The organism is Streptomyces lydicamycinicus (assembly GCF_000829715.2).
GTDB lineage: Bacteria > Actinomycetota > Actinomycetes > Streptomycetales > Streptomycetaceae > Streptomyces > Streptomyces lydicamycinicus.
Window position 1 is genome coordinate 149,231 of record NZ_BBNO01000005.1, and the last position, 25,775, is coordinate 175,005.

At 66.5% G+C, this 25,775-nt stretch carries 38 protein-coding genes; 37 read left to right on the forward strand and 1 reads right to left on the reverse strand.

Annotated features, from left to right (window positions below):
- Positions 1-22 precede the first annotated feature (22 nt).
- The 34 genes from fusA to truA all read left to right on the forward strand — a co-directional run bounded on the left by fusA (position 23) and on the right by truA (position 21,824).
- Positions 23-2,143: an elongation factor G gene (fusA, locus tag TU31_RS18335; protein WP_042155852.1), complete on the forward strand. Its 2,121-nt coding sequence runs from the start codon at positions 23-25 to the stop codon at positions 2,141-2,143.
- 155 nt (positions 2,144-2,298) lie between these two features.
- The gene (tuf, locus tag TU31_RS18340) at positions 2,299-3,492 is read left to right on the forward strand and encodes an elongation factor Tu (protein WP_042155854.1); all 1,194 of its coding nucleotides are present in this window, start codon (positions 2,299-2,301) and stop codon (positions 3,490-3,492) included.
- Between the two features lie 430 nt (positions 3,493-3,922).
- Positions 3,923-4,231 carry a 30S ribosomal protein S10 gene (gene rpsJ, locus TU31_RS18345; protein WP_004571821.1) on the forward strand — a complete coding sequence of 103 codons (309 nt, stop codon included), beginning with the start codon at positions 3,923-3,925 and terminating at the stop codon, positions 4,229-4,231.
- Between the two features lie 14 nt (positions 4,232-4,245).
- Positions 4,246-4,890, forward strand: a complete 645-nt coding sequence (gene rplC, locus TU31_RS18350; protein WP_042155856.1) for a 50S ribosomal protein L3 — start codon at positions 4,246-4,248, stop codon at positions 4,888-4,890.
- A gap of 8 nt (positions 4,891-4,898) precedes the next feature.
- Positions 4,899-5,549, forward strand: a complete 651-nt coding sequence (gene rplD, locus TU31_RS18355) for a 50S ribosomal protein L4 (RefSeq protein ID WP_042155858.1) — start codon at positions 4,899-4,901, stop codon at positions 5,547-5,549.
- Positions 5,549-5,872, forward strand: a complete 324-nt coding sequence (rplW, locus tag TU31_RS18360; RefSeq protein WP_042155860.1) for a 50S ribosomal protein L23 — start codon at positions 5,549-5,551, stop codon at positions 5,870-5,872. The genes rplD and rplW overlap by 1 nt, the downstream gene beginning before the upstream one ends.
- A 39-nt stretch (positions 5,873-5,911) precedes the next feature.
- Positions 5,912-6,748, forward strand: a complete 837-nt coding sequence (gene rplB / locus TU31_RS18365) for a 50S ribosomal protein L2 (protein WP_042155863.1) — start codon at positions 5,912-5,914, stop codon at positions 6,746-6,748.
- A gap of 12 nt (positions 6,749-6,760) precedes the next feature.
- On the forward strand, positions 6,761-7,042 hold the full coding sequence (gene rpsS / locus TU31_RS18370; RefSeq protein WP_018090899.1) for a 30S ribosomal protein S19: 282 nt from the start codon (positions 6,761-6,763) through the stop codon (positions 7,040-7,042).
- 43 nt (positions 7,043-7,085) lie between these two features.
- Complete coding sequence (gene rplV, locus TU31_RS18375; protein ID WP_009997296.1) at positions 7,086-7,433, forward strand: 50S ribosomal protein L22; 348 nt, start codon at positions 7,086-7,088, stop codon at positions 7,431-7,433.
- A complete protein-coding gene (gene rpsC / locus TU31_RS18380; protein ID WP_018090897.1) occupies positions 7,433-8,260 on the forward strand; it encodes a 30S ribosomal protein S3 in 828 nt (275 codons plus the stop codon). The genes rplV and rpsC overlap by 1 nt, the downstream gene beginning before the upstream one ends.
- A gap of 5 nt (positions 8,261-8,265) precedes the next feature.
- Entirely contained in the window at positions 8,266-8,685 is a 420-nt protein-coding gene (gene rplP, locus TU31_RS18385; RefSeq protein ID WP_004571829.1) for a 50S ribosomal protein L16, read from the forward strand.
- Positions 8,685-8,909, forward strand: a complete 225-nt coding sequence (gene rpmC / locus TU31_RS18390; protein WP_004950453.1) for a 50S ribosomal protein L29 — start codon at positions 8,685-8,687, stop codon at positions 8,907-8,909. Before rplP ends, rpmC begins: the two co-directional genes overlap by 1 nt.
- Complete coding sequence (gene rpsQ, locus TU31_RS18395) at positions 8,909-9,190, forward strand: 30S ribosomal protein S17 (RefSeq protein ID WP_006604882.1); 282 nt, start codon at positions 8,909-8,911, stop codon at positions 9,188-9,190. Before rpmC ends, rpsQ begins: the two co-directional genes overlap by 1 nt.
- Before the next feature lie 106 nt (positions 9,191-9,296).
- Positions 9,297-9,665 carry a 50S ribosomal protein L14 gene (gene rplN, locus TU31_RS18400; protein WP_003998823.1) on the forward strand — a complete coding sequence of 123 codons (369 nt, stop codon included), beginning with the start codon at positions 9,297-9,299 and terminating at the stop codon, positions 9,663-9,665.
- Between the two features lie 3 nt (positions 9,666-9,668).
- Positions 9,669-9,992 (forward strand): 50S ribosomal protein L24, encoded by a 324-nt coding sequence (rplX, locus tag TU31_RS18405; protein ID WP_030062892.1) that lies wholly within the window; start codon positions 9,669-9,671, stop codon positions 9,990-9,992.
- Entirely contained in the window at positions 9,992-10,552 is a 561-nt protein-coding gene (rplE, locus tag TU31_RS18410) for a 50S ribosomal protein L5 (RefSeq protein WP_016571061.1), read from the forward strand. The genes rplX and rplE overlap by 1 nt, the downstream gene beginning before the upstream one ends.
- A gap of 5 nt (positions 10,553-10,557) precedes the next feature.
- Positions 10,558-10,743 carry a type Z 30S ribosomal protein S14 gene (locus TU31_RS18415; RefSeq protein WP_003956452.1) on the forward strand — a complete coding sequence of 62 codons (186 nt, stop codon included), beginning with the start codon at positions 10,558-10,560 and terminating at the stop codon, positions 10,741-10,743.
- Positions 10,744-10,982: 239 nt separating this feature from the next.
- Entirely contained in the window at positions 10,983-11,381 is a 399-nt protein-coding gene (gene rpsH / locus TU31_RS18420; RefSeq protein ID WP_006604885.1) for a 30S ribosomal protein S8, read from the forward strand.
- A 22-nt stretch (positions 11,382-11,403) separates the two neighbouring features.
- Complete coding sequence (gene rplF / locus TU31_RS18425; RefSeq protein ID WP_042155875.1) at positions 11,404-11,943, forward strand: 50S ribosomal protein L6; 540 nt, start codon at positions 11,404-11,406, stop codon at positions 11,941-11,943.
- Between the two features lie 3 nt (positions 11,944-11,946).
- Positions 11,947-12,330: a 50S ribosomal protein L18 gene (gene rplR, locus TU31_RS18430; RefSeq protein ID WP_042155876.1), complete on the forward strand. Its 384-nt coding sequence runs from the start codon at positions 11,947-11,949 to the stop codon at positions 12,328-12,330.
- 46 nt (positions 12,331-12,376) lie between these two features.
- A complete protein-coding gene (rpsE, locus tag TU31_RS18435) occupies positions 12,377-12,979 on the forward strand; it encodes a 30S ribosomal protein S5 (protein WP_042155878.1) in 603 nt (200 codons plus the stop codon).
- Complete coding sequence (gene rpmD / locus TU31_RS18440) at positions 12,979-13,161, forward strand: 50S ribosomal protein L30 (protein ID WP_006604889.1); 183 nt, start codon at positions 12,979-12,981, stop codon at positions 13,159-13,161. Before rpsE ends, rpmD begins: the two co-directional genes overlap by 1 nt.
- 1 nt (position 13,162) lies before the next feature.
- Positions 13,163-13,618, forward strand: coding sequence for a 50S ribosomal protein L15 (rplO, locus tag TU31_RS18445; RefSeq protein ID WP_042155880.1), 456 nt, complete (start codon positions 13,163-13,165; stop codon positions 13,616-13,618).
- Positions 13,619-13,842: 224 nt separating this feature from the next.
- Positions 13,843-15,156, forward strand: coding sequence for a preprotein translocase subunit SecY (gene secY, locus TU31_RS18450; RefSeq protein ID WP_042155883.1), 1,314 nt, complete (start codon positions 13,843-13,845; stop codon positions 15,154-15,156).
- The gene (locus tag TU31_RS18455) at positions 15,156-15,812 is read left to right on the forward strand and encodes an adenylate kinase (protein WP_042155885.1); all 657 of its coding nucleotides are present in this window, start codon (positions 15,156-15,158) and stop codon (positions 15,810-15,812) included. Before secY ends, TU31_RS18455 begins: the two co-directional genes overlap by 1 nt.
- 124 nt (positions 15,813-15,936) lie before the next feature.
- Entirely contained in the window at positions 15,937-16,773 is an 837-nt protein-coding gene (map, locus tag TU31_RS18460; protein ID WP_042155888.1) for a type I methionyl aminopeptidase, read from the forward strand.
- 171 nt (positions 16,774-16,944) lie between these two features.
- Complete coding sequence (infA, locus tag TU31_RS18465) at positions 16,945-17,166, forward strand: translation initiation factor IF-1 (protein WP_003956442.1); 222 nt, start codon at positions 16,945-16,947, stop codon at positions 17,164-17,166.
- Positions 17,167-17,226: 60 nt separating this feature from the next.
- The gene (rpmJ, locus tag TU31_RS18470) at positions 17,227-17,340 is read left to right on the forward strand and encodes a 50S ribosomal protein L36 (protein WP_003956441.1); all 114 of its coding nucleotides are present in this window, start codon (positions 17,227-17,229) and stop codon (positions 17,338-17,340) included.
- Positions 17,341-17,538: 198 nt separating this feature from the next.
- The gene (gene rpsM, locus TU31_RS18475; RefSeq protein WP_018090888.1) at positions 17,539-17,919 is read left to right on the forward strand and encodes a 30S ribosomal protein S13; all 381 of its coding nucleotides are present in this window, start codon (positions 17,539-17,541) and stop codon (positions 17,917-17,919) included.
- 96 nt (positions 17,920-18,015) lie between these two features.
- Complete coding sequence (gene rpsK, locus TU31_RS18480; RefSeq protein WP_004571845.1) at positions 18,016-18,420, forward strand: 30S ribosomal protein S11; 405 nt, start codon at positions 18,016-18,018, stop codon at positions 18,418-18,420.
- 29 nt (positions 18,421-18,449) lie between these two features.
- Positions 18,450-19,076: a 30S ribosomal protein S4 gene (rpsD, locus tag TU31_RS18485; protein ID WP_042155896.1), complete on the forward strand. Its 627-nt coding sequence runs from the start codon at positions 18,450-18,452 to the stop codon at positions 19,074-19,076.
- 109 nt (positions 19,077-19,185) lie between these two features.
- Entirely contained in the window at positions 19,186-20,208 is a 1,023-nt protein-coding gene (locus TU31_RS18490) for a DNA-directed RNA polymerase subunit alpha (protein ID WP_003956430.1), read from the forward strand.
- Between the two features lie 196 nt (positions 20,209-20,404).
- A complete protein-coding gene (gene rplQ, locus TU31_RS18495; protein WP_042155899.1) occupies positions 20,405-20,872 on the forward strand; it encodes a 50S ribosomal protein L17 in 468 nt (155 codons plus the stop codon).
- Between the two features lie 97 nt (positions 20,873-20,969).
- Entirely contained in the window at positions 20,970-21,824 is an 855-nt protein-coding gene (truA, locus tag TU31_RS18500; protein WP_042155902.1) for a tRNA pseudouridine(38-40) synthase TruA, read from the forward strand.
- A 49-nt stretch (positions 21,825-21,873) separates the two neighbouring features.
- Here the strand turns inward: truA and TU31_RS18505 are convergent, their stop codons facing one another.
- A complete protein-coding gene (locus TU31_RS18505; RefSeq protein ID WP_042155903.1) occupies positions 21,874-22,740 on the reverse strand; it encodes a hypothetical protein in 867 nt (288 codons plus the stop codon).
- Between the two features lie 56 nt (positions 22,741-22,796).
- Here TU31_RS18505 and TU31_RS18510 point away from each other — a divergent pair, with 56 nt between their 5' ends.
- The 3 genes from TU31_RS18510 to rpsI all read left to right on the forward strand — a co-directional run bounded on the left by TU31_RS18510 (position 22,797) and on the right by rpsI (position 25,687).
- Positions 22,797-24,440, forward strand: coding sequence for an ABC-F family ATP-binding cassette domain-containing protein (locus TU31_RS18510; protein ID WP_042155905.1), 1,644 nt, complete (start codon positions 22,797-22,799; stop codon positions 24,438-24,440).
- 248 nt (positions 24,441-24,688) lie between these two features.
- The gene (gene rplM, locus TU31_RS18515) at positions 24,689-25,132 is read left to right on the forward strand and encodes a 50S ribosomal protein L13 (RefSeq protein ID WP_042155907.1); all 444 of its coding nucleotides are present in this window, start codon (positions 24,689-24,691) and stop codon (positions 25,130-25,132) included.
- 42 nt (positions 25,133-25,174) lie between these two features.
- Complete coding sequence (rpsI, locus tag TU31_RS18520) at positions 25,175-25,687, forward strand: 30S ribosomal protein S9 (protein WP_042155909.1); 513 nt, start codon at positions 25,175-25,177, stop codon at positions 25,685-25,687.
- Positions 25,688-25,775 lie beyond the last annotated feature (88 nt).

The window sequence follows — 25,775 nt, forward strand, 5'->3', positions numbered from 1 at the left end:
ACCGAGAGAAGATTGAGCCACTATGGCTACCACTTCGCTTGACCTGGCCAAGGTCCGCAATATCGGGATCATGGCCCACATCGACGCGGGCAAGACGACCACCACCGAGCGGATCCTGTTCTACACCGGTGTTTCGTACAAGATCGGTGAGGTCCACGACGGCGCTGCCACGATGGACTGGATGGAGCAGGAGCAGGAGCGCGGCATCACGATCACGTCTGCCGCGACGACCTGCCACTGGCCGCTGGAAGACGTCGACAACACCATCAACATCATCGACACCCCGGGCCACGTCGACTTCACGGTCGAGGTGGAGCGCTCGCTGCGCGTCCTGGACGGTGCGGTGACGGTGTTCGACGGCGTTGCCGGTGTCGAGCCGCAGTCCGAGACCGTTTGGCGTCAGGCGGACCGCTACGGCGTGCCGCGTATCTGCTTCGTCAACAAGCTCGACCGTACGGGTGCCGAGTTCCACCGCTGCGTCGACATGATCGTGGACCGCCTGGGCGCGACCCCGATCGTGATGCAGCTGCCGATCGGCACCGAGGCGGACTTCAAGGGCGTCGTCGACCTCGTGACGATGAAGGCCCTGGTCTGGTCGGCCGAGGCCGCCAAGGGCGAGATGTACGACACCGTCGACATCCCGGACACCCACATCGAGGCCGCCGACGAGTGGCGCGGCAAGCTGCTCGAGGCCGTTGCCGAGAACGATGAAGAGATCATGGAGCTGTACCTGGAGGGCCAGGAGCCCACCGTGGAGCAGCTCTACGCGGCGATCCGCCGGATCACCATCGCTTCGGGCAAGGCCGAGAACACCACCGTTACCCCGGTGTTCTGCGGTACCGCGTTCAAGAACAAGGGTGTCCAGCCGCTGCTCGACGCGGTCGTGCGCTACCTCCCCTCCCCGTTGGACGTCGAGGCCATTGAGGGCCACGCGGTCAACGACCCGGAAGAGGTCATCAAGCGCAAGCCGTCCGAGGACGAGCCGCTGTCCGCTCTTGCGTTCAAGATTGCGAGCGACCCCCACCTGGGCAAGCTCACCTTCATCCGGGTGTACTCGGGCCGCCTTGAGGCCGGCTCGCAGGTGCAGAACTCGGTGAAGGGCAAGAAGGAGCGCATCGGCAAGATCTACCGGATGCACGCGAACAAGCGTGAGGAGATCGAGTCGGTGGGTGCCGGTGACATCGTCGCCGTCATGGGTCTGAAGCAGACCACCACCGGTGAGACCCTCTGCGACGCCGGCAACCAGGTCATCCTGGAGTCGATGGAGTTCCCGGCCCCGGTCATCCAGGTCGCCATTGAGCCCAAGTCCAAGGGCGACCAGGAGAAGCTGGGTGTCGCCATCCAGCGTCTCGCCGAAGAGGACCCCTCGTTCCAGGTGCACACCGACGAGGAGACCGGCCAGACCATCATCGCGGGTATGGGCGAGCTGCACCTCGACGTGCTGGTCGACCGTATGAAGCGTGAGTTCCGGGTCGAGGCCAACGTCGGTAAGCCGCAGGTCGCCTACCGCGAGACCCTGCGCAAGGCCGTCGAGCGTCTCGACTACACGCACAAGAAGCAGACCGGTGGTTCCGGTCAGTTCGCCAAGGTGCAGATCGCGATCGCGCCGCTCGAGGGCGACGGGTACGAGTTCGAGAACAAGGTCACCGGTGGCCGTATCCCGCGGGAGTACATCCCGTCCGTGGACGCGGGCTGCCAGGAGGCCATGGAGTTCGGTGTTCTCGCCGGCTACCCGCTGACGGGCGTCAAGGTCACCCTGCTCGACGGTGCGTTCCACGAGGTCGACTCGTCGGAAATGGCCTTCAAGATCGCCGGTTCGATGGCCTTCAAGGAGGCCGCGCGCAAGGCCTCCCCGGCCCTGCTCGAGCCGATGATGAAGGTCGAGGTCACCACGCCCGAGGACTACATGGGCGACGTGATCGGCGACATCAACTCCCGCCGTGGTCAGATCCAGTCCATGGAGGACCGCAGCGGCGCCAAGCTCGTCACGGGCCTGGTCCCCCTGTCGGAGATGTTCGGCTACGTCGGAGACCTCCGCAGCAAGACGTCGGGTCGCGCAAGCTACTCGATGCAGTTCGACTCCTACGCCGAGGTTCCCCGGAACGTCGCCGAGGAGATCATCGCGAAGGCCAAGGGCGAGTAGTCCCGTCTCCCGAGAGCCGGAACACGCTTTAGGCTTGACACCGTCTGATGGGGTAATCCCCGCAATCCGTGAGGATTGCCCCGTCAGCCGGCATCCCAGCAAAGATCACCTGGCGCCGATGAGTAAGGCGTACAGAACCACTTCAGGAGGAACCAGTGGCGAAGGCGAAGTTCGAGCGGACTAAGCCGCACGTCAACATCGGCACCATCGGTCACATTGACCACGGTAAGACGACCCTCACGGCCGCCATTACCAAGGTGCTGCACGACGCGTACCCGGAGCTGAACGAGGCCTCGGCCTTCGACCAGATCGACAAGGCTCCTGAGGAGCGCCAGCGCGGTATCACGATCTCCATCGCGCACGTCGAGTACCAGACGGAGAACCGTCACTACGCCCACGTCGACTGCCCCGGTCACGCGGACTACATCAAGAACATGATCACGGGTGCGGCGCAGATGGACGGCGCCATCCTCGTGGTCGCCGCCACCGACGGCCCGATGCCGCAGACCAAGGAGCACGTGCTCCTGGCCCGCCAGGTCGGCGTTCCGTACATCGTTGTCGCCCTGAACAAGGCCGACATGGTGGACGACGAGGAGATCCTGGAGCTCGTCGAGCTCGAGGTCCGTGAGCTCCTCTCCGAGTACGAGTTCCCCGGCGACGACGTTCCGGTCGTCAAGGTCTCGGCGCTCAAGGCGCTCGAGGGCGACAAGGAGTGGGGCGACTCCGTCCTCAAGCTCATGGCCGCCGTCGACGAGTCGATCCCGCAGCCCGAGCGTGACGTCGACAAGCCGTTCCTGATGCCGATCGAGGACGTCTTCACGATCACCGGCCGTGGCACCGTTGTCACCGGTCGTATCGAGCGTGGTGTCCTCAAGGTCAACGAGACCGTCGACATCATCGGCATCAAGACCGAGAAGACCACCACCACGGTCACCGGCATCGAGATGTTCCGCAAGCTCCTCGACGAGGGCCAGGCCGGTGAGAACGTCGGTCTGCTTCTCCGTGGCATCAAGCGCGAGGACGTCGAGCGCGGCCAGGTCATCATCAAGCCGGGCTCGGTCACCCCGCACACCGAGTTCGAGGCGCAGGCCTACATCCTCTCCAAGGACGAGGGTGGCCGCCACACGCCGTTCTTCAACAACTACCGTCCGCAGTTCTACTTCCGTACGACTGACGTGACCGGTGTTGTGACCCTCCCCGAGGGCACCGAGATGGTCATGCCGGGCGACAACACCGAGATGTCGGTCCAGCTGATCCAGCCGGTCGCCATGGAGGAGGGCCTGAAGTTCGCCATCCGTGAGGGTGGCCGGACCGTCGGCGCCGGCCAGGTCACCAAGATCACGAAGTAATTTCGCTGATCCGGATGATCCGGTCGTAGCTCCCCGGAGCTCACAAGGAGCCCCGCTCACCATCAGGTGGGCGGGGCTCCTTGACAGTTGGGGTCCGATTGGCCTTAGGCATCCCGGGTATGGCACACTGTCCAGGTTGCTCGGTTGAGTGCCGATGCTGCGCGCCTCCCGCCGGGAGGACCGGAAGCGAGTCCCAGGTATTCGTCGTCCCTTCTCAGGGCCGGAAATACGGGAATCTTCCGGGAAGCGTCAGCGGGGTGCCTCGGCCAGGCGCCCGGTGGGTGTTCTTCCCCTGCCTTCTCCTTCTTGAAGGATCCCCGTTGTGGGGATTTACGAGAAGGGGTGCGACACGCCCGACCGCGTGGGTCGGAGAAGAACGGGAACGCACCGGGTCCCAGAGCGTTACGAGAGACAGGACTACGAAGTAGCCATGGCGGGACAGAAGATCCGCATCCGGCTCAAGGCCTACGACCACGAGGTCATCGACACGTCGGCGAAGAAGATCGTCGAGACGGTGACCCGTACTGGTGCGTCGGTCGCGGGCCCGGTGCCGCTGCCCACTGAAAAGAACGTGTACTGCGTCATCAAGTCGCCGCACAAGTACAAGGACTCGCGCGAGCACTTCGAGATGCGCACGCACAAGCGCCTGATCGACATCCTCGACCCGACGCCCAAGACCGTTGACTCGCTGATGCGCCTGGACCTTCCGGCCGGCGTTGACATCGAGATCAAGCTCTGAGAGGCGCGGAAGAGATGGCTAAGCAGATCAAGGGCATCCTGGGCGAGAAGCTCGGCATGACCCAGGTCTGGGACGAGAACAACCGTGTCGTCCCGGTGACCGTGGTGAAGGCCGGCCCCTGTGTCGTTACCCAGGTGCGCACCAATGACCAGGACGGTTACGACTCCGTCCAGATCGCCTTCGGCGAGATCGACCCGCGCAAGGTGAACAAGCCCCTCAAGGGCCACTTCGCGAAGGCCGACGTCACCCCCCGTCGTCACCTCGTCGAGGTCCGTACCGCCGACGCCGGCGAGTACACCCTCGGCCAGGAGCTGACCGCTGAGACCTTCGAGTCCGGCGTCAAGGTGGACGTGACCGGCAAGAGCAAGGGCAAGGGCTTCGCCGGTGTCATGAAGCGTCACGGCTTCCATGGCGGCAAGGCGTCCCACGGTGCCCACCGTGTGCACCGTAAGCCGGGCTCCATCGGTGGCTGCGCCACCCCGGGCCGCGTGTTCAAGGGCATGCGGATGGCCGGCCGTATGGGCAATGAGCGGGTCACCACCCAGAACCTGACCGTCCACGCCGTTGACGCGGAGAAGGGCCTGCTGCTCATCAAGGGCGCAGTTCCTGGTCCGAACGGCGGCCTCGTCCTGGTCCGTACCGCGGCCAAGGGGGCCTGAGGTAACCGATGAGCACCATTGACATCCTTTCGCCGGCAGGCGACAAGGCCGGTACCGTCGAGCTCCCCACGGAGATCTTCGACGCCAAGGTCAGCGTTCCGCTGATCCACCAGGTCGTTGTCGCACAGCTGGCCGCTGCCCGTCAGGGCACGCACAAGACCAAGACTCGCGGCGAGGTCCGCGGCGGTGGCAAGAAGCCGTACCGCCAGAAGGGCACCGGCCGGGCGCGTCAGGGTTCGACCCGTGCGCCGCAGTTCGCCGGCGGTGGCATCGTCCACGGCCCCGTGCCGCGTGACTACAGCCAGCGGACCCCGAAGAAGATGAAGGTTGCCGCCCTGCGCGGTGCCCTCACCGACCGGGCCCGTAACAGCCGTATCCACGTCGTTGCCGGCGTGGTCGAGGGCGACATCTCCACCAAGGCCGCCAAGACTCTCCTCGGCAAGGTCAGCGAGCGCAAGAACGTGCTCCTGGTCGCCGAGCGCAGCGACGAGGCCGCGTGGCTGTCCGCCCGCAACCTGCCCCAGGTTCACATCCTGGAGCCGGGCCAGCTGAACACGTACGACGTGCTCGTCTCCGACGACGTGGTCTTCACCAAGGCCGCTTTCGAGTCCTTCGTGTCTGGCCCCAAGGCCGCTGAGACCGAAGGGAGCGACGCCTGATGACTGAGGCCGTCGTCACCAGCAAGACCTTCACGGACCCGCGCGACGTTCTCGTCAAGCCCGTGGTTTCCGAGAAGAGCTACGCGCTGCTGGACGAGAACAAGTACACGTTCATCGTCGCGCCCGGCGCGAACAAGACCCAGATCAAGCAGGCCGTCGAGGCGGTCTTCTCGGTCAAGGTCACCGGGGTCAACACGATCAACCGGCAGGGCAAGCGCAAGCGCACCCGCACCGGTTACGGCAAGCGCGCCAACACCAAGCGCGCCATCGTGACCCTCGCCGAGGGCGACCGTATCGACATCTTCGGCGGCCCGGTCTCCTAACGGAGTCCGAGTCGTCCGGAATCGGACGAGGACTGAGAAATGGGTATCCGCAAGTACAAGCCGACGACCCCGGGCCGTCGTGGCTCCAGCGTCGCCGACTTTGTCGAGATCACGCGGTCCACGCCGGAGAAGTCGCTGGTCCGCCCGCTGCACAGCAAGGGCGGCCGTAACAACGCCGGTCGTGTGACCGTTCGCCACCAGGGCGGTGGCCACAAGCGCGCCTACCGAGTGATCGACTTCCGTCGTCACGACAAGGACGGCGTGCCGGCCAAGGTCGCGCACATCGAGTACGACCCGAACCGCACCGCGCGCATCGCGCTGCTGCACTACGCAGACGGCGAGAAGCGCTACATCATCGCGCCCCGTGGCCTGGTCCAGGGTGCTCGGATTGAGAACGGCCCTGGCGCCGACATCAAGCCGGGCAACAACCTGCCGCTGCGTCACATCCCCGTGGGTACGACGATCCACGCGATCGAGCTGCGTCCGGGCGGCGGTGCGAAGTTCGCCCGCTCGGCCGGTGCCTCCGTGCAGCTGCTGGCGAAGGAGGGCCGCATGGCCCACCTGCGCATGCCGTCCGGTGAGATCCGCCTGGTCGACGTCCGCTGCCGCGCCACTGTGGGCGAGGTCGGCAACGCCGAGCAGTCGAACATCAACTGGGGCAAGGCCGGCCGTATGCGCTGGAAGGGCGTCCGCCCGACCGTGCGTGGTGTCGTGATGAACCCCGTCGACCACCCGCACGGTGGTGGTGAGGGCAAGACCTCCGGTGGTCGCCACCCGGTCTCGCCGTGGGGTCAGAAGGAGGGTCGTACTCGCTCGCCGAAGAAGGCCAGCAACAAGTACATCGTCCGCCGCCGCAAGACGAACAAGAAGCGCTAGGAGCGGGTTTAGATGCCGCGCAGTCTCAAGAAGGGGCCCTTCGTCGACGACCACCTTTCCAAGAAGGTGGATGTTCAGAACGATGCCGGCACCAAGAACGTCATCAAGACCTGGTCCCGCCGCTCCATGATCGTCCCGGCCATGCTCGGCCACACGATCGCGGTGCACGACGGCCGCAAGCACGTCCCGGTGTTCGTCACCGAGTCGATGGTCGGCCACAAGCTCGGCGAGTTTGCGCCGACCCGCACCTTCCGCGGCCACGAGAAGGACGACCGCAAGTCGCGGCGTCGTTGATCGGCGGAGTGCGAAGACTATGACTGACACCGAAGGGACAACCATGGAAGCCAGGGCCCAGGCGCGGTACATCCGCGTCACGCCCATGAAGGCCCGCCGCGTGGTGGACCTTATCCGTGGCATGGATGCCACGGAGGCTCAGGCGGTCCTGCGTTTCGCCCCGCAGGCCGCGAGCGTGCCCGTCGGCAAGGTGCTGGACAGCGCCATTGCCAACGCCGCGCACAACTACGACCACACGGACGCCTCCACGCTGGTTATCAGCGAGGCGTACGTCGACGAGGGCCCGACCCTGAAGCGGTTCCGTCCGCGTGCTCAGGGCCGTGCCTACCGGATCCGCAAGCGGACCAGCCACATCACCGTGGTCGTCAGCAGCAAGGAAGGAACCCGGTAATGGGCCAGAAGGTAAACCCGCACGGGTTCCGCCTCGGCGTGACGACGGACTTCAAGTCCCGCTGGTACGCCGACAAGCTGTACAAGGACTACGTCAAGGAAGACGTCGCCATTCGTCGCATGATGACGAAGGGCATGGAGCGCGCCGGTATCTCCAAGGTGGAGATCGAGCGCACCCGTGAGCGCGTCCGCGTTGACATCCACACCGCTCGTCCGGGCATCGTCATCGGCCGCCGCGGCGCCGAGGCCGACCGCATCCGCGGCGAGCTGGAGAAGCTGACCGGCAAGCAGGTCCAGCTGAACATCCTCGAGGTCAAGAACCCCGAGACCGATGCTCAGCTCGTGGCCCAGGCCGTCGCCGAGCAGCTCTCGTCCCGCGTCTCCTTCCGTCGCGCCATGCGTAAGAGCATGCAGTCGACGATGAAGGCCGGCGCCAAGGGCATCAAGATCCAGTGCGGTGGCCGTCTCGGCGGCGCCGAGATGTCCCGCTCGGAGTTCTACCGCGAGGGCCGTGTGCCCCTGCACACGCTCCGCGCGAACGTCGACTACGGCTTCTTCGAGGCCAAGACCACCTTCGGCCGCATCGGTGTGAAGGTCTGGATCTACAAGGGCGACGTCAAGAACATCGCCGAGGTGCGTGCCGAGAACGCTGCCGCCCGTGCGGGTAACCGCCCGGCCCGCGGTGGCGGCAACGACCGCCCGCGCCGCGGTGGCGAGCGTGGCGGCCGCGGTGGCCGCAAGCCGCAGCAGCAGACCGCCGCTGCCGAGGCCCCCAAGGCCGAGGCCGCTGCCGCTGCTCCGGCGGAGACCCCCGGAACGGAGGCCTGACCGACATGCTGATCCCTCGCAGGGTCAAGCACCGCAAGCAGCACCACCCGAAGCGCAACGGTATGGCCAAGGGTGGCACCGAGCTGGCCTTCGGTGAGTACGGCATCCAGGCCGTGACCCCGGCCTACGTGACGAACCGGCAGATCGAGTCCGCTCGTATTGCCATGACCCGTCACATCAAGCGTGGCGGCAAGGTGTGGATCAACATCTACCCCGACCGTCCGCTGACGAAGAAGCCGGCCGAAACCCGCATGGGTTCCGGTAAGGGTTCTCCGGAGTGGTGGGTCGCGAACGTCAAGCCCGGTCGGGTGATGTTCGAGCTGTCCTTCCCGAACGAAAAGGTTGCCAAGGAGGCGCTGACCCGCGCCGCCCACAAGCTTCCGATGAAGTGCCGCATCGTGCGGCGCGAGGCAGGTGAGTCGTGATGGCGGCCGGTACCAAGGCGACCGAGCTGCGCGAGCTGAACAACGAGGACCTCGTTGCCAAGCTGCGTGAGGCCAAGGAGGAGCTGTTCAACCTCCGCTTCCAGGCGGCGACCGGACAGCTCGAGAACCACGGCCGGCTGAAGGCCGTCCGCAAGGACATCGCCCGGATCTACACCCTGATGCGTGAGCGCGAGCTGGGCATCGAGACGGTGGAGAGCGCCTGATGAGCGAGAAGAATGTGACTGAGACGAACGAGCGCGGTTTCCGCAAGACCCGTGAGGGTCTCGTCGTCAGCGACAAGATGGACAAGACCGTCGTCGTCGCTGTCGAGGACCGCGTCAAGCACGCGCTGTACGGCAAGGTCATCCGCCGTACCAACAAGCTCAAGGCGCACGACGAGCAGAACGCTGCCGGCGTCGGCGACCGCGTCCTCCTGATGGAGACCCGGCCGCTGTCCGCCACCAAGCGCTGGCGCATCGTCGAGATCCTCGAGAAGGCCAAGTAATCCCTCCTAGGGGGACCCCCTAGGAACAGTTCCGCCAGGCTCGGCAGGGGCCCACTCGTCAGAGGAAAGCCCCTGCCGGGAACCGGCAGACACACAGGAGATAGACGTGATCCAGCAGGAGTCGCGACTGCGGGTCGCCGACAACACTGGTGCGAAGGAGATCCTTTGCATCCGTGTTCTCGGTGGTTCCGGTCGCCGCTACGCGGGCATCGGTGACGTCATCGTCGCCACCGTGAAGGATGCGATCCCCGGTGGCAACGTGAAGAAGGGTGACGTCGTCAAGGCGGTCATCGTTCGCACCGTCAAGGAGCGCCGCCGTCCGGACGGCTCGTACATCCGCTTCGACGAGAACGCGGCCGTCATCCTCAAGAACGATGGCGACCCCCGCGGCACCCGCATCTTCGGCCCCGTGGGCCGGGAGCTGCGCGAGAAGAAGTTCATGAAGATCATCTCGCTCGCGCCGGAGGTGCTGTAACCGATGAAGATCAAGAAGGGCGACCTGGTCCAGGTCATCACCGGTAAGGACAAGGGCAAGCAGGGCAAGGTCATCCAGGCCTTCCCCCGCGAGGACCGCGTCCTGGTCGAGGGTGTCAACCGGGTCAAGAAGCACACCAAGGCCGGACAGACCGCTCGTGGGTCGAAGACCGGCGGCATCGTGACGACCGAGGCCCCCATCCACGTCAGCAACGTTCAGCTGGTCGTGGAGAAGGACGGCAACAAGGTCGTCACCCGCGTCGGATACCGCTTCGACGACGAGGGCAACAAGATCCGCGTTGCCAAGCGGACCGGTGAGGACATCTGATGACTGCCACCACCAACGCGCCGCGTCTGAAGACGCGCTACCGCGAAGAGATCGCCGGGAAGCTGAAGGACGAGTTCTCCTACGAGAACGTCATGCAGATCCCCGGTCTGACCAAGATCGTGGTCAACATGGGTGTGGGCGACGCCGCCCGCGACTCCAAGCTGATCGAGGGCGCCATCCGCGACCTCACCACGATCACCGGCCAGAAGCCGGCCGTCACCAAGGCCCGTAAGTCCATCGCGCAGTTCAAGCTGCGTGAGGGCCAGCCGATCGGTGCCCACGTCACCCTCCGCGGTGACCGCATGTGGGAGTTCCTGGACCGCCTGCTGTCGCTCGCGCTGCCGCGCATCCGCGACTTCCGTGGTCTGTCCCCGAAGCAGTTCGACGGTCGGGGCAACTACACCTTCGGTCTCACCGAGCAGGTCATGTTCCACGAGATCGACCAGGACAAGATCGACCGTACCCGGGGTATGGACATCACCGTGGTCACCACGGCGACCAACGACGATGAGGGCCGCGCTCTCCTTCGTCACCTCGGCTTCCCGTTCAAGGAGGCGTGAGCGAGATGGCGAAGAAGGCTCTGATTGCCAAGGCTGCTCGCAAGCCGAAGTTCGGTGTGCGCGCGTACACCCGCTGCCAGCGCTGCGGCCGTCCGCACTCCGTTTACCGCAAGTTCGGCCTGTGCCGCGTGTGCCTTCGTGAGATGGCTCACCGTGGCGAGCTGCCGGGCGTGACCAAGAGCTCCTGGTAATTCCCTAGTTGGAATGACCGGGGCTCTCGGTAAGCAATCGGCCGGCGGGCGCACCCACCCCCTTTTCCCGTAGGGTAGAAGGGTTTGGGCGCCCCGCCGCCCGAGACCGACCGCGGGCCGAGCCCGCATAACGTCGCTTACTACGCCGTAGGTCCCCGCGCCGCACCCGTCCCGACTCTGATCGGGGAGAGGGATGGCGCACATAGGAAACCCCGGCGAGAGAGGCCGAAGGCCAATTCATGACCATGACTGATCCCATCGCAGACATGCTGACCCGTCTGCGGAACGCGAACTCGGCGTACCACGACACCGTCGTGATGCCGCACAGCAAGATCAAGTCGCACATCGCGGAGATCCTCCAGCAGGAGGGTTACATCACCGGCTGGCGCGTCGAGGACGCCGAGGTTGGCAAGAACCTCGTCCTCGAGCTGAAGTTCGGCCCGAACCGCGAGCGCTCGATCGCCGGCATCAAGCGGATCTCGAAGCCGGGCCTCCGGGTCTACGCAAAGTCCACCAACCTGCCGAAGGTCCTCGGCGGCCTGGGCGTGGCGATCATCTCCACGTCCCACGGTCTCCTGACCGGTCAGCAGGCCAGCAAGAAGGGCGTGGGTGGGGAAGTCCTCGCCTACGTCTGGTAACCAGGGAACGGAGGAATAGCTAATGTCGCGCATTGGCAAGCTGCCCATCCAGGTTCCCGCTGGTGTGGACGTCACCATCGAGGGCCGGACGGTCGCGGTGAAGGGCCCCAAGGGTTCCCTCTCGCACACCGTCGCGGCACCCATCGAGGTCGCCAAGGGTGAGGACGGCGTGATCAACGTTGTCCGCCCGAACGACGAGCGTCAGAACAAGGCCCTGCACGGCCTGTCCCGCACGCTGGTGGCGAACATGATCACCGGCGTGACCCAGGGCTACAGCAAGGCTCTCGAGATCAGCGGTGTCGGCTACCGCGTCCAGGCCAAGGGCTCCAACCTGGAGTTCTCCCTGGGCTACAGCCACCCGATCCTGGTCGAGGCCCCCGAGGGGATCTCCTTCAAGGTCGAGTCGCCCACCAAGCTCAGCGTCGAGGGCATCGACAAGCAGAAGGTCGGCGAGGTGGCGGCGAACATCCGCAAGCTGCGCAAGCCTGACCCGTACAAGGCCAAGGGCGTCAAGTACGCCGGCGAGGTCATCCGCCGCAAGGTCGGAAAGGCTGGTAAGTAAGCCATGGCATACGGTGTGAAGATCGCTAAGGGTGACGCCTACAAGCGCGCCGCCGCTAAGCGTCGCCACATCCGCATCCGTAAGCGGATTTCGGGTACGCCGGAGCGTCCGCGTCTGGTGGTGACGCGGACCAACCGTGGCATCACCGCGCAGGTCATCGACGACATCGCGGGCCACACGCTGGCCTCCGCGTCGACCCTGGACGCGTCGATTCGCGGTGGCGAGGGCGACAAGAGCGCTCAGGCCAAGAAGGTCGGCTCCCTGGTCGCCGAGCGTGCCAAGGCCGCCGGTGTCGAGGCCGTCGTGTTCGACCGTGGTGGCAAGCAGTACGCCGGGCGGATTGCCGCTCTGGCCGACGCCGCCCGCGAAGCCGGGCTGAAGTTCTAAGCCCCGGTTCCGGAGCTAGCGGACGTAACAGAGAGAGGTAAATCCAATGGCTGGACCCCAGCGCCGCGGGAGCGGTGCCGGTGGCGGCGAGCGGCGGGACCGGAAGGGTCGCGACGGTGGCGCTGCCGCCGAGAAGACCGCATACGTTGAGCGCGTTGTCGCGATCAACCGTGTCGCCAAGGTTGTCAAGGGTGGCCGTCGCTTCAGCTTCACCGCGCTGGTCGTGGTGGGCGACGGTGACGGCACCGTAGGTGTCGGTTACGGCAAGGCCAAGGAAGTTCCGGCTGCCATCGCCAAGGGCGTGGAAGAGGCCAAGAAGAACTTCTTCAAGGTCCCCCGTATCCAGGGCACCATCCCTCACCCCATCCAGGGCGAGAAGGCTGCGGGCGTCGTCCTGCTCAAGCCGGCTTCCCCCGGTACCGGTGTGATCGCCGGTGGCCCCGTGCGTGCCGTTCTGGAGTGCGCGGGCATCCACGACGTGCTGAGCAAGTCGCTCGGTTCGTCGAACCCGATCAACATCGTGCACGCCACGGTGGAGGCCCTCCAGGGACTGCAGCGTCCCGAGGAGATCGCCGCCCGTCGTGGTCTGCCGCTGGAGGACGTTGCTCCCGCCGCTCTGCTGCGGGCGCGTGCTGGGGTGACCGCGTAATGGCGCACCTCAAGATCACGCAGACGAAGTCCTACATCGGTAGCAAGCAGAACCACCGCGACACCCTCCGTTCGCTGGGCCTCAAGCGGCTCAACGACGTGGTTGTCAAGGAGGACCGCCCCGAGTTCCGCGGCATGGTGCACACCGTCCGCCACCTCGTGACGGTTGAGGAGGTCGACTGACATGGCGGAGACCAACCCGCTGAAGGTCCACAACCTCCGGCCCGCCCCGGGCGCCAAGACCGCCAAGACCCGTGTGGGTCGTGGTGAGGCGTCCAAGGGTAAGACCGCTGGTCGTGGTACCAAGGGCACGAAGGCCCGTTACCAGGTTCCGGAGCGCTTCGAGGGTGGGCAGATGCCCCTCCACATGCGCCTCCCGAAGCTGAAGGGCTTCAAGAACCCCGCTCACAAGCAGTTCCAGGTCGTGAACCTGGCGAAGCTGGCCGAGCTCTACCCGCAGGGTGGCGAGGTCACGGTGGCCGATCTGGTCGCCAAGGGCGCGGTGCGCAAGAACGAGCTCGTCAAGGTCCTGGGCCAGGGCGAGATCTCCGTGGCGCTGCAGGTTTCGGTTGACGCCGTTTCCGGCTCCGCCAAGGAGAAGATCGCCGCTGCCGGCGGCACCGTCACCGAGCTCATCTGAGTTCGTTGGTTCAACTGACCGGGGATGCCCATCGATTGGGCATCCCCGGTTGGTCGTTCCAAGGGGGTACGGTCGCCGGTAAGGTGGCGTGCAGTGTTGTTTTGTCCGGGACCAGTCCTCGGACGTTCGCCGCACAGGCCGTGCCTGTGCGGTTTTGGCCGCTAACTATTCGTCGATCCTCAAGACCGTCACCTCTCGCACAGGCGGGAGGCGCAGGAGGCACCGTGCTCACCGCGTTCGCCCGAGCGTTCAAGACGCCCGACCTGCGCAAAAAGCTGCTGTTCACATTGGGCATCATCGTGCTCTACCGGATCGGCGCGCATGTCCCGGTCCCCGGGGTGAATTACGCGAACGTCGAGACCTGCATGAAGCAGGCCGGCGGTAACAGCGGGTTGTTCGCCCTGGTGAACATGTTCAGCGGTGGTGCGCTGCTGCAGATCACGATCTTCGCGCTGGGGATCATGCCGTACATCACGGCGAGCATCATCCTCCAGCTGCTGACCGTCGTGATCCCCCGGCTGGAGGCCCTCAAGAAAGAGGGGCAGTCCGGCCAGGCGAAGATCACCCAGTACACGCGCTATCTGACCGTGGCGCTCGCGATCCTCCAGGGAACCGGCCTGGTGGCCACCGCCCGCAGCGGTGCGCTCTTCCAGAGCTGTCCGGTCGCCAGTGAGATCGTCCCCAGCGACTCGATCTTCACCACCATCACGATGGTCATCACGATGACCGCCGGCACCGGCCTGATCATGTGGCTCGGCGAGCTGGTCACCGACCGCGGTATCGGCAACGGCATGTCGATCCTGATGTTCATCTCGATCGCCGCCGGCTTCCCGGGCGCGCTGTGGCAGATCAAGCTCACCGGCAAGCTGGCCGACGGCTGGATCGAGTTCTTCTCGGTGATCGCGGTGGGTCTGGCGATGGTCGCCCTGGTGGTCTTCGTCGAGCAGGCGCAGCGGCGGATCCCGGTGCAGTACGCGAAGCGGATGATCGGCCGCCGGTCCTACGGCGGTACGTCCACTTACATCCCGCTCAAGGTGAATCAGGCAGGTGTGATTCCTGTCATCTTCGCGTCATCGCTGCTCTACATTCCAGCCCTCATCGCACAGTTCAGCGGGTCGAAGGCGGCATGGGCGACGTGGATCGCCACCAACTTCACCAAGGGAAATCACCCGGTTTACATCGTTACGTACTTCCTGCTGATCGTGTTCTTCGCCTTCTTCTACGTGGCCATCAGCTTCAACCCCGAAGAAGTTGCCGACAACATGAAGAAGTATGGTGGCTTCATCCCGGGTATCCGGGCTGGTCGCCCGACGGCCGAGTACCTCAGCTACGTGCTCAACCGGATCACGTGGCCGGGCTCGCTGTACCTGGGGCTGATCGCGCTCGTACCAACAGTGGCGTTGGTGCTTTTCAACGCGAACCAGAACTTCCCGTTCGGCGGGACGAGCATCCTGATCATCGTGGGTGTGGGTCTGGAGACCGTGAAGCAGATCGAGAGCCAGCTTCAGCAGCGCAACTACGAAGGGTTCCTCCGCTGATGCGAATCGTCCTCGTCGGACCCCCGGGGGCCGGCAAGGGTACGCAGGCTGCGTACCTTGCCAAGAACCTCGCGATCCCGCACATCTCCACGGGGGACCTGTTCCGCGCCAACATCAGCCAGGGGACGCCCCTCGGCCGCGAGGCGAAGTCATACATGGACGCCGGCAATCTGGTGCCCGACTCGGTCACCATCGCGATGGCCGAGGACCGTATGGAGCAGCCCGACGCAGCCAACGGCTTCCTCCTGGACGGCTTCCCCCGCAACCTGGGCCAGGCCAAGGCGCTGGACGAGTACCTCAGGGACAAGAACCTCACGCTGGACGCCGTCCTGGACCTGGAGGTCCCCGAGGACGAGGTCGTGAAGCGGATCGCCGGCCGGCGCATCTGCCGCAACGACAGCAGCCACGTCTTCCACGCCGAGTACAACAAGCCGGAGGCCGAGGGCGTCTGTGACGTCTGCGGCGGCGAGCTGTACCAGCGGGACGACGACCGTGAGGAGACCGTCCGCAAGCGCCTGGAGGTCTACCACACGGAGACCGAGCCGATCATCGACTACTACAAGGCGCAGGACCTGGTGGTCACGCTCCTGGCGATGGGCAAGGTCGACGAGGTCACCAAGCGCGCGATGGCGGCCCTCCCGTCCCGGGACGCGTAGCAGCAGAAACGGCGTGCCTACGGCCGCGGTGCCCGCGACGGGTACCGCGGCCGTATCGTGTACGGGGCGGTCGTGACGGCCGCCGGAGAAGTGTTGTAGTCGGTTCAGGAAGGCGCCAGCCGTCATGGTGGAGATCAAGACCCCCGAGCAGATCGCGAAGATGCGCGAGGCGGGGCTGGTGGTCGCCGCCATTCACGCGGCGACCCGGAAAGTCGCGGTGCCCGGCGCCACGACCAAGGATCTGGACGACGCGGCACGCAAGGTGCTCGCCGAACACGGTGCGAAGTCGAACTTCCTCGGATACGGCGGCTTCCCCGCGACGATCTGCACCTCGGTCAACGATGTCGTGGTCCACGGCATCCCCGACACCGAGACGGTGCTCCAGAACGGCGACCTGATCTCGATCGACTGCGGCGCGATCATCGACGGCTGGCACGGCGACGCGGCGTACACCGCCTTCGTCGGCTCCGGTCACGCACCGGAGCTGGTCGAGCTGAGCCGGGTCACCGAGGAGTCGATGTGGGCCGGCATCGCGGCGGTCGCCAAGGGCAACCGCCTGGTCGACATCTCCAAGGCGATCGAGGGCTACATCCGCCGCCAGCCCCGGCCGGCCGGCGGTAAGTACGGCATCGTCGAGGACTACGGCGGCCACGGCATCGGCTCGCAGATGCACATGGACCCGCATCTGCTGAACTACGTCGACCGCAAGCGCGGCCGCGGCCCGAAGCTGGTGCCCGGCTTCTGCATCGCGATCGAGCCGATGGTGAACCTCGGCACGGCCAAGACCCATGTGCTCGACGACGACTGGACGGTCAAGTCGAACGACGGCAGCTGGTCCTCGCACTGGGAGCACTCGGTCGCGCTGACCGAAGAGGGCCCGCTGGTGCTGACCGCGCCGGACGGTGGCAAGGCCAAGCTCGCCGAGCTGGGGATCACGGCAGCGCCCGACCCCCTGGCATGAGCCGGGCGGCCCGGGCGTAAGGATCACGCCCGATGGGCAATAATCCAGGATTCGTCTTTTCCTGGGCCCTGGCGTAGACTGACGCGTCGGCTCTCGTGCATCCGTATGCCCTCTTGGTTGAGGGTGTGGTGCGGGATAGTCGATCAAGGTAGCCGATTCGAAGGGCGAAGCGTGGCCAAGAAGCAAGGTGCCATCGAGATCGAGGGCACCGTGATCGAGTCCCTCCCGAACGCCATGTTCAAGGTGGAGCTCCAGAACGGTCACAAGGTCCTCGCGCACATCAGCGGCAAGATGCGGATGCACTACATCCGTATCCTCCCGGATGACCGGGTCGTCGTGGAGCTTTCTCCGTACGACCTGACGCGTGGCCGGATCGTCTACCGCTACAAGTAGATCTTGTCGGCGCCCCGCTCCCGTGGGGTGACGGCACTGACCCGGAGAACCTCACATCCCATGAAGGTCAAGCCGAGCGTCAAGAAGATCTGCGACAAGTGCAAGGTGATCCGCCGCCACGGCCGGGTCATGGTTATCTGCGACAACCTGCGCCACAAGCAGCGCCAGGGCTGACGCACGCCGACCACCTGCATTTCGCAGTTTTCGCGCGACGCAAGCACATACGTACATACGCAGTCACCCGACCCCCGCATCACTCGCGTGGGGACGACACCCCCGGCTCGGAGGCCGGGGACCCGGCTCGTAATTCTTCAGAGTCTTACGGGAACGGTGCTGCGGAAGACCTCCGAATAGCCATCAGGAGCCACATCAATGGCACGCCTCGCAGGCGTTGATCTCCCGCGCGAAAAGCGTGTGGAGGTCGCCCTCACCTACGTCTTCGGTATCGGGCGGACGCTGTCGCAGCAGACTCTCGCCGCCACCGGCGTGAACCCGAACACCCGGGTTCGCGACCTGGCCGAGGAAGACCTCGTCAAGATCCGCGAGTACGTGGACAACAACCTCAAGACCGAGGGTGACCTCCGTCGCGAGATCCAGGCCGACATCCGCCGCAAGGTCGAGATCGGCTGCTACCAGGGTCTGCGTCACCGCCGCGGTCTGCCGGTGCACGGCCAGCGCACCAGCACGAACGCCCGTACCCGCAAGGGCCCGCGTCGCGCGATCGCCGGCAAGAAGAAGCCGGGCAAGAAGTAGTCCTCAGCAGGACGCACTGTGTGCTCTGGGGGGATACCCCCCAAGCCCCCCAAGCGGTCTTCGCTGTAGGACCGACCACCTCCACGGGAGTAATGAATGCCTCCGAAGGGCCGTACGGCCGGCGCCAAGAAGGTGCGCCGCAAGGAGAAGAAGAACGTTGCCCACGGGCACGCTCACATCAAGAGCACGTTCAACAACACGATCGTCTCGATCACGGACCCCACGGGCAACGTGATCTCTTGGGCCTCGGCCGGCCACGTCGGCTTCAAGGGCTCGCGCAAGTCCACCCCCTTCGCCGCGCAGATGGCCGCCGAGTCGGCCGCCCGCCGCGCGCAGGAGCACGGCATGCGCAAGGTCGACGTCTTCGTCAAGGGTCCCGGCTCCGGCCGTGAGACCGCGATCCGCTCCCTCCAGGCCACCGGCCTCGAGGTGGGTTCGATCCAGGACGTGACCCCCACCCCGCACAACGGATGCCGCCCGCCCAAGCGCCGGCGCGTCTGACGCACTGAGGTAACGGAGACAACTGGAAAATGGCGCGTTACACCGGGGCCGACTGCAAGCGTTGCCGTCGGGAGAAGCAGAAGCTCTTCCTCAAGGGGAGCAAGTGCGAGAGCGCAAAGTGCCCGATCGAGATCCGTCCTTACCCCCCGGGTGAGCACGGTCGCGGGCGCACCAAGGACAGCGAGTACCTGCTCCAGCTTCGTGAGAAGCAGAAGTGCAGCCGTATCTACGGTGTCCTTGAGAAGCAGTTCGTGAACTACTACAAGGAAGCGAACCAGAAGACCGGCAAGACCGGTGAGAACCTTCTGCGCATCCTTGAGACCCGCCTCGACAACGTGGTCTACCGGGCCGGCTTTGCCAAGTCCCGCGACCACGCCCGTCAGCTGGTGCGTCACGGACACATCACTGTGAACGGCCGCAAGACCGACATCCCGTCGGCGCGGGTGGCCGTGAACGACATCGTCGAGGTCCGCGAGGGCTCTCGGAACCTGACCCCCTTCGAGGTGGCCAAGGCCGAGGCCGGCGAGAAGACGGTTCCGGCCTGGCTGGAAGCGATTCCGTCGAACCTGCGGATTCTCGTGCACAGCATGCCCGAGCGCCAGGTGATCGACACCCAGGTGCAGGAGCAGCTGATCGTTGAGCTCTACTCCAAGTAAGAGCTGACCGGTGGGGGCGGTACGGAGCCGATGGCGCCGTGCCGCCCGTACCCTTGTCAGTACAGCGGACGTCAAATAGCGGGCGTCCACGACTGAAGGATCGAAGAACATGCTGATTGCTCAGCGTCCCTCGTTGACCGAAGAGGTCGTCGACGAATACCGCTCCCGGTTCGTGATCGAGCCGCTGGAGCCGGGCTTCGGTTACACCCTCGGCAACTCCCTGCGTCGTACCCTCCTGTCCTCGATCCCGGGTGCGGCGGTCACGTCCATCCGCATCGACGGTGTCCTGCACGAGTTCACCACCGTGCCGGGCGTCAAGGAGGACGTCACCGACCTCATCCTCAACATCAAGCAGCTGGTCGTCTCCTCGGAGCACGACGAGCCGGTCGTGATGTACCTGCGCAAGCAGGGTCCCGGCCTGGTCACCGCGGCGGACATCGCCCCGCCGGCCGGTGTCGAGGTGCACAACCCGGACCTGGTCCTCGCCACGCTCAACGGCAAGGGCAAGCTGGAGATGGAGCTGACCGTCGAGCGCGGTCGCGGCTATGTCTCCGCCGTCCAGAACAAGCAGGTGGGCCAGGAGATCGGCCGTATCCCGGTCGACTCCATCTACTCGCCGGTGCTCAAGGTCACCTACAAGGTCGAGGCGACCCGTGTCGAGCAGCGCACCGACTTCGACAAGCTGATCGTCGACGTCGAGACCAAGCAGGCCATGCGCCCGCGTGACGCCATGGCGTCCGCCGGTAAGACCCTGGTCGAGCTGTTCGGTCTGGCGCGCGAGCTCAACATCGACGCCGAGGGCATCGACATGGGCCCGTCCCCGACGGACGCCGCCCTGGCCGCCGACCTGGCGCTGCCGATCGAGGAGCTGGAGCTCACGGTCCGCTCGTACAACTGCCTCAAGCGTGAGGGCATCCACTCCGTGGGTGAGCTCGTGGCGCGCTCCGAGGCCGACCTGCTCGACATCCGCAACTTCGGTGCGAAGTCGATCGACGAGGTCAAGGCGAAGCTGGCCGGCATGGGCCTGGCCCTCAAGGACAGCCCGCCCGGATTCGACCCGACCGCCGCCGCCGACGCGTTCGGCGCGGACGACGACGCGGATGCCGGGTTCGTCGAGACCGAGCAGTACTAAGAGGTCGGGCCGGACGGCCTGATTTCGGCTGCGGGCCGGCTGTCGCTGGTCGCGCAGTTCCCCGCGCCCCTTACAGGGCGCGGGGGTCCCGCCCCTCTCCTCGCGGGAGGGGCTGGTTGTTGCCGGTGAGCAACCGCTCGCCGGGTCCTGACCTCGGTACCTGATACGGCCGGGGCAGATACCAAGGAGAAAGAACATGCCGAAGCCCGCCAAGGGTGCCCGTCTGGGCGGCAGCGCTGCGCACGAGCGCCTCATGCTGCGCAACCTGGCCACCGCGCTCTTCGAGCACGGCCGCATCACGACGACCGAGGCCAAGGCCCGTCGTCTGCGTCCGTACGCGGAGCGCCTGGTGACCAAGGCGAAGAAGGGCGACCTTCACAACCGCCGTCAGGTCATGCAGCTGATCTCGGACAAGAGCGTCGTGCACACGCTCTTCACGGAGATCGCCCCGCGGTTCGAGAACCGCCCGGGTGGCTACACCCGTATCACCAAGATCGGTAACCGTCGTGGCGACAACGCTCCCATGGCCGTCATCGAGCTGGTGGAGGCGCTGACCGTGGCCCAGCAGGCCACCGGTGAGGCCGAGGCCGCGACCAAGCGTGCGGCCAAGGACGCGGAGGCGGCCGCGGCTGCCGAGGCGACCGAGGAGTCGAAGGACGCCTGAGTCCCGGCTTGAGCGTCAGCGGGTCCGCCCTTCGGGGCGGGCCCGCTTTCGTATGCGGGCGCGGGCAGCCCGCGCGGGGCTTGAGAGGATTGCTGGTGTGAGTGACGAAGTGAAGCCGGGCGCGGTCCGGGTGCGGATGGACCTTTCCTACGACGGAAAGGACTTCTCCGGATGGGCGAAGCAGGCCGGCGGGCGGCGGACCGTCCAGGGGGAGATCGAGGACGCGCTGCGGACGGTGACCCGGTCCGCGGAGACGTATGAGCTCACCGTGGCCGGGCGGACGGATGCCGGGGTGCATGCGCGGGGGCAGGTGGCGCATGTGGATCTTCCCGCGCAGCTGTGGGCCGAGCATCAGGACACGCTGCTGCGGCGGCTGGCCGGGCGGCTGCCGAAGGATGTGCGGGTGTGGCGGCTCGCCGAGGCGCCGTACGGCTTCAATGCGCGGTTCTCGGCGATCTGGCGGCGCTATGCGTACCGGGTGACCGATCACCACGGCGGGGTGGATCCGCTGCTGCGCGGCCATGTGCTCTGGCACGACTGGGCGCTGGACGTCGAGGCGATGAACGAGGCCTCCCGGCCGCTGCTGGGTGAGCACGACTTCGCGGCGTACTGCAAGCGGCGGGAGGGCGCGACGACGATCCGTACGCTCCAGGAGCTGAGCTGGGTGCGCGGGGCCGACGGGATCATCACGGCGACGGTGCGGGCGGATGCCTTCTGCCACAACATGGTGCGGTCGCTCGTGGGGGCGATGCTGTTCGTCGGGGACGGGCACCGGCCCGTGGAGTGGCCGGGCAAGGTGCTGGCCGCCGGGGTGCGGGACTCCGCCGTGCATGTCGTGCGGCCCCATGGGCTGACGCTGGAGGAGGTCGGCTATCCGGCCGACGAGCTGCTGATGGCGCGCAACCAGGAGGCGCGGAACAAGCGGACGCTGCCGGCGGGCGGCTGCTGCTGAGCGGCGGCCCGGTGGTGGCGCCGCCGGAGGGGCGGCGCCACCGGAGGCGTCAGGACTGGCCGGCCTTCTCCCGGGCGTCCTTCAGCTGCTGCTCGGCGGCCTTCGCGGCCTGGTCCTTGCCGCGCTGGGTGATCTGGCTGAACGCGTAGGCACCGCCGTCCCGGGCGATCTGCCGGGCCTTGGTCTCGGTGTTGGTGACGTCCTTGCCGTTGAGGTAGCCGGCGATCGTGAAGTAGGCGTAGCGGCCGGTGGCATTGGTCGCCATCCGGCACTTCGTGCCCTGGCAGAAGTCCGCCGGGACACCGCCGCCGGGCAGCGGCATGAGGTTGGCCTTGTTCTCGTTCATGACCTTGGTGGCCTGCGCCGGGGAGTCGAAGACCGCGATGCCGATGGTGACCGCGACACCGCCCTTGGAGTACGTGGCCCGCAGCAGCTTCCGGCAGCCGTTGTGGGTCAGCGAGGAGACCAGCGGGCCCTGGGCGGCTGCGGTGCAGTCCGTGGTGGCGGCGGTCTTGGTGCGGGGGTAGGTGTGCTCGCCGACGACCATGCTCTTCTGCGGGAAGACGGTGGCGGGCGTCAGCGGCGCCTTGTCCTTCTTGGGGTCGGAGATGTAGTCCCGCGGGTTGGGCGGGGGCGGGACGGAGACGTCCGGGAAGGACGGCTGGTCGTCCGGCACCGCGGCGTCGTCGGACGCGCTGGGCGACGCCGTCGGACTGCCGCCCTTCGCACCGCCGGTCATGACGGCGGCGGTGACGATGCCGGCCACCGCGAGGGCCGCCAGCACGCCGCCGCCGATCCACATCCAGCGTTTGCGTCGGGCCTGTGCCTCACTCTCCTCGGCGAGTGCGCCCCAGTCCGGCGTCGACGACGAAGAACCCCCGGGGCCGTCGAACGGCCCGCCTTGCCCAAAGCTCATGCCGCGCATCCTAAACCGGTTGGTAGAAGGCTTGGAGGGCGGTCACAATCCCGTTCATGGGACATCTTGAGGCGGGACATCTGGAGTACTACCTCCCGGACGGGAAGGTCCTGCTGGGGGATGTGTCCTTCCGGGTGGGGGAGGGTGCGTCGGTCGCGCTGGTGGGGGCCAACGGGGCCGGCAAGACGACGCTGCTGCGGCTGATCGCGGGGGAGATCCAGCCGCACGGCGGGGCGGTGACGGTCAGCGGCGGGCTGGGAGTGATGCCGCAGTTCGTGGGCTCCGTACGGGACGAGCGCACCGTGCGTGACCTGCTGGTTTCCGTGGCGCAGCCGCGGATCAGGGAGGCGGCCGCCGCGGTGGACGCCGCCGAGTTGGCGATCATGACCGCAGAGGACGACGACGAGGCCGCGCAGATGGCCTATGCCCAGGCGCTCAGCGACTGGGCCGAGGCCCGCGGCTACGAGGCCGAGACCGTCTGGGACATCTGCACGACGGCGGCGCTGGGGATGCCGTACGAGAAGGCACAGTGGCGCAAGGTGCGCACGCTCTCCGGCGGTGAGCAGAAGCGGCTGGTGCTGGAGTCGCTGCTGCGCGGCACGGACGAGGTGCTGCTGCTGGACGAGCCGGACAACTATCTGGACGTACCGGGCAAGCGGTGGCTGGAGGAGCAGCTGCGGGAGACCCGTAAGACGGTGCTGTTCGTCTCGCACGACCGGGAGCTGCTGGCCCGCGCCGCGGAGAAGATCGTCAGCGTGGAGCCGGGCCCGGCGGGCTCCGACGTATGGGTGCACGGTGATGGTTTCGCCACCTATCACGAGGCCCGCAAGGAGCGCTTCGCCCGCTTCGAGGAGCTGCGGCGGCGCTGGGACGAGAAGCATGTGCAGCTGAAGCAGCTGGTGAACATGCTCAAGAACAAGGCGGCGTTCAACGACGGCCTCGCCTCGCGCTACCAGGCCGCCCAGACCCGGCTGCGGAAGTTCGAGGAGGCCGGGCCGCCGCCGGAGCCGCCGCGCGAGCAGGAGATCACCATGCGGCTGCGCGGCGGGCGCACCGGCGTGCGCGCGATCACCTGCGAGGGTCTGGAGCTCACCGGCCTCATGAAGCCCTTCTCGCTGGAGATCTTCTACGGCGAGCGGGTCGCGGTCCTCGGCTCCAACGGTTCCGGCAAGTCGCACTTCCTGCGGCTGCTGGCCGGAGACGCCGACGAGTCCGCGCATCCCGTCCCGCACACCGGTGCCTGGAAGCTGGGCGCCCGGGTCGTCCCCGGCCACTTCGCGCAGACGCATGCCCACCCCGAGCTGCTGGGCCGCACCCTGCTCGACGTCCTGTGGACCGAACACGCCAAGGACAAGGGCCAGGCGATGTCCGCGCTGCGCCGCTATGAGCTGGAGAAACAGGCCGAGCAGCGCTTCGACCGGCTCTCCGGCGGCCAGCAGGCGCGCTTCCAGATCCTGCTGCTGGAGCTGGCCGGGACGACCGCCCTGCTGCTCGACGAGCCGACCGACAACCTGGACCTGGAGTCGGCGGAGGCGCTTCAGGAGGGGCTGGAGGCGTACGACGGGACGGTGGTGGCGGTCACCCACGACCGGTGGTTCGCGAAGTCCTTCGACCGGTTCCTGGTGTTCGGCTCGGACGGGCTGGTGCGGGAGACGGCGGAGCCGGTGTGGGACGAGCGGCGGGTGGAGCGGAAGCGGTAGCCGGGGCCGCCCCGGACCGTACGCCGGTTCGGGAGGCGTTTTGACCCCGCTGGGGACGGCCCGGTATTCTGCTGGTTCGTTATGCGTATTGGCTTGCTCTATCTCACGTGAGGGGCCCTTACGCCGGTCCCTGGGCCGATAACCAGCGGCGGACGATCGGGTTGCGTCACCCGTAGTGCCGCCCTGCTGCGGGATCGGTCACGGCGACCAGTACAGGACCCATTCACTTAAGAAGCGAAGGCTAAGACGTGCGTACGTTCAGCCCCAAGCCCGGCGATGTCCAGCGCCAGTGGCACATCATTGACGCGCAGGACGTTGTCCTGGGCCGTCTGGCCAGCCAGGCCGCGTCCCTCCTGCGGGGTAAGCACAAGCCGGTCTACGCGCCGCACGTTGACATGGGTGACTTCGTCATCATCGTCAACGCCGACAAGGTGCACCTGTCCGGCAACAAGCGGACCCAGAAGATGGCCTACCGCCACTCGGGCTTCCCGGGTGGTCTGCGCTCGGTCCGCTACGACGAGCTGCTCGACAAGAACCCCGAGAAGGCCGTCGAGAAGGCCATCAAGGGCATGCTCCCCAAGAACACCCTCGGCCGTCAGATGCTCTCGAAGCTGAAGGTCTACGCAGGTGCCGAGCACCCGCACGCTGCGCAGCAGCCGGTCCCGTTCGAGATCACCCAGGTCGCGCAGTAAGTCCGGCCACCCCCTAAGACGACAGAGAATCTGAGGAGCATCGTGGCCGAGACCACTCCCGAGACCGTCATCGAGAACGACGACGCCGTCGAGGAATACACCACCGAGACCGAGGTCGTGGAGTCGGAGTACACCTCCGAGTCCCTCGCGTCGCGCTTCGGCGACCCGCAGCCGGCGGCCGGCCTGGGCCGTCGCAAGAACGCCATCGCCCGCGTCCGGATCGTTCCGGGCACCGGCCAGTGGAAGATCAACGGTCGCACTCTTGAGGGCTACTTCCCCAACAAGGTGCACCAGCAGGAAGTCAACGAGCCCTTCAAGGTGCTCGAGCTCGACAACCGCTACGACGTCGTCGCCCGCATCTCCGGCGGCGGCATCTCCGGCCAGGCCGGTGCGCTGCGCCTGGGCGTGGCCCGTGCGCTGAACGAGGCGGACGTCGACAACAACCGCCCGGCGCTGAAGAAGGCCGGATTCCTCAAGCGTGACGACCGTGCGGTCGAGCGCAAGAAGGCCGGTCTGAAGAAGGCCCGTAAGGCGCCGCAGTACAGCAAGCGCTAATCGCGCGTGCTGCACCGTGCAGCATCTTGGCGAACGCCCCGGTGGCACCTCCGTGCTGCCGGGGCGTTCGGCTATCCGGGACCAGGGG

Bases quoted from the DNA above. Each gene is read 5' to 3' on its own strand.
- TU31_RS18455 (WP_042155885.1), top strand. From the start codon at position 15,156: ATGCGAATCGTCCTCGTCGGACCCCCGGGGGCCGGCAAGGGTACGCAG.
- rplX (WP_030062892.1), top strand. From the start codon at position 9,669: ATGAAGATCAAGAAGGGCGACCTGGTCCAGGTCATCACCGGTAAGGAC.
- rpmD (WP_006604889.1), top strand. From the start codon at position 12,979: ATGGCGCACCTCAAGATCACGCAGACGAAGTCCTACATCGGTAGCAAG.
- TU31_RS18510 (WP_042155905.1), top strand. From the start codon at position 22,797: ATGGGACATCTTGAGGCGGGACATCTGGAGTACTACCTCCCGGACGGG.
- rplE (WP_016571061.1), top strand. From the start codon at position 9,992: ATGACTGCCACCACCAACGCGCCGCGTCTGAAGACGCGCTACCGCGAA.
- TU31_RS18415 (WP_003956452.1), top strand. From the start codon at position 10,558: ATGGCGAAGAAGGCTCTGATTGCCAAGGCTGCTCGCAAGCCGAAGTTC.
- rpsJ (WP_004571821.1), top strand. From the start codon at position 3,923: ATGGCGGGACAGAAGATCCGCATCCGGCTCAAGGCCTACGACCACGAG.
- rpsD (WP_042155896.1), top strand. From the start codon at position 18,450: ATGGCGCGTTACACCGGGGCCGACTGCAAGCGTTGCCGTCGGGAGAAG.
- rpsC (WP_018090897.1), top strand. From the start codon at position 7,433: ATGGGCCAGAAGGTAAACCCGCACGGGTTCCGCCTCGGCGTGACGACG.
- TU31_RS18505 (WP_042155903.1), bottom strand. From the start codon at position 22,740: ATGAGCTTTGGGCAAGGCGGGCCGTTCGACGGCCCCGGGGGTTCTTCG.
- rplF (WP_042155875.1), top strand. From the start codon at position 11,404: ATGTCGCGCATTGGCAAGCTGCCCATCCAGGTTCCCGCTGGTGTGGAC.
- rpsE (WP_042155878.1), top strand. From the start codon at position 12,377: ATGGCTGGACCCCAGCGCCGCGGGAGCGGTGCCGGTGGCGGCGAGCGG.
- rplP (WP_004571829.1), top strand. From the start codon at position 8,266: ATGCTGATCCCTCGCAGGGTCAAGCACCGCAAGCAGCACCACCCGAAG.
- fusA (WP_042155852.1), top strand. From the start codon at position 23: ATGGCTACCACTTCGCTTGACCTGGCCAAGGTCCGCAATATCGGGATC.
- rpmC (WP_004950453.1), top strand. From the start codon at position 8,685: ATGGCGGCCGGTACCAAGGCGACCGAGCTGCGCGAGCTGAACAACGAG.
- rplR (WP_042155876.1), top strand. From the start codon at position 11,947: ATGGCATACGGTGTGAAGATCGCTAAGGGTGACGCCTACAAGCGCGCC.
- rplW (WP_042155860.1), top strand. From the start codon at position 5,549: ATGACTGAGGCCGTCGTCACCAGCAAGACCTTCACGGACCCGCGCGAC.
- rplB (WP_042155863.1), top strand. From the start codon at position 5,912: ATGGGTATCCGCAAGTACAAGCCGACGACCCCGGGCCGTCGTGGCTCC.
- rpmJ (WP_003956441.1), top strand. From the start codon at position 17,227: ATGAAGGTCAAGCCGAGCGTCAAGAAGATCTGCGACAAGTGCAAGGTG.
- rplC (WP_042155856.1), top strand. From the start codon at position 4,246: ATGGCTAAGCAGATCAAGGGCATCCTGGGCGAGAAGCTCGGCATGACC.
- rplO (WP_042155880.1), top strand. From the start codon at position 13,163: ATGGCGGAGACCAACCCGCTGAAGGTCCACAACCTCCGGCCCGCCCCG.
- rpsH (WP_006604885.1), top strand. From the start codon at position 10,983: ATGACCATGACTGATCCCATCGCAGACATGCTGACCCGTCTGCGGAAC.
- rplV (WP_009997296.1), top strand. From the start codon at position 7,086: ATGGAAGCCAGGGCCCAGGCGCGGTACATCCGCGTCACGCCCATGAAG.
- map (WP_042155888.1), top strand. From the start codon at position 15,937: ATGGTGGAGATCAAGACCCCCGAGCAGATCGCGAAGATGCGCGAGGCG.
- rpsQ (WP_006604882.1), top strand. From the start codon at position 8,909: ATGAGCGAGAAGAATGTGACTGAGACGAACGAGCGCGGTTTCCGCAAG.
- rplD (WP_042155858.1), top strand. From the start codon at position 4,899: ATGAGCACCATTGACATCCTTTCGCCGGCAGGCGACAAGGCCGGTACC.
- rpsS (WP_018090899.1), top strand. From the start codon at position 6,761: ATGCCGCGCAGTCTCAAGAAGGGGCCCTTCGTCGACGACCACCTTTCC.
- rpsM (WP_018090888.1), top strand. From the start codon at position 17,539: ATGGCACGCCTCGCAGGCGTTGATCTCCCGCGCGAAAAGCGTGTGGAG.
- TU31_RS18490 (WP_003956430.1), top strand. From the start codon at position 19,186: ATGCTGATTGCTCAGCGTCCCTCGTTGACCGAAGAGGTCGTCGACGAA.
- rpsK (WP_004571845.1), top strand. From the start codon at position 18,016: ATGCCTCCGAAGGGCCGTACGGCCGGCGCCAAGAAGGTGCGCCGCAAG.
- rplQ (WP_042155899.1), top strand. From the start codon at position 20,405: ATGCCGAAGCCCGCCAAGGGTGCCCGTCTGGGCGGCAGCGCTGCGCAC.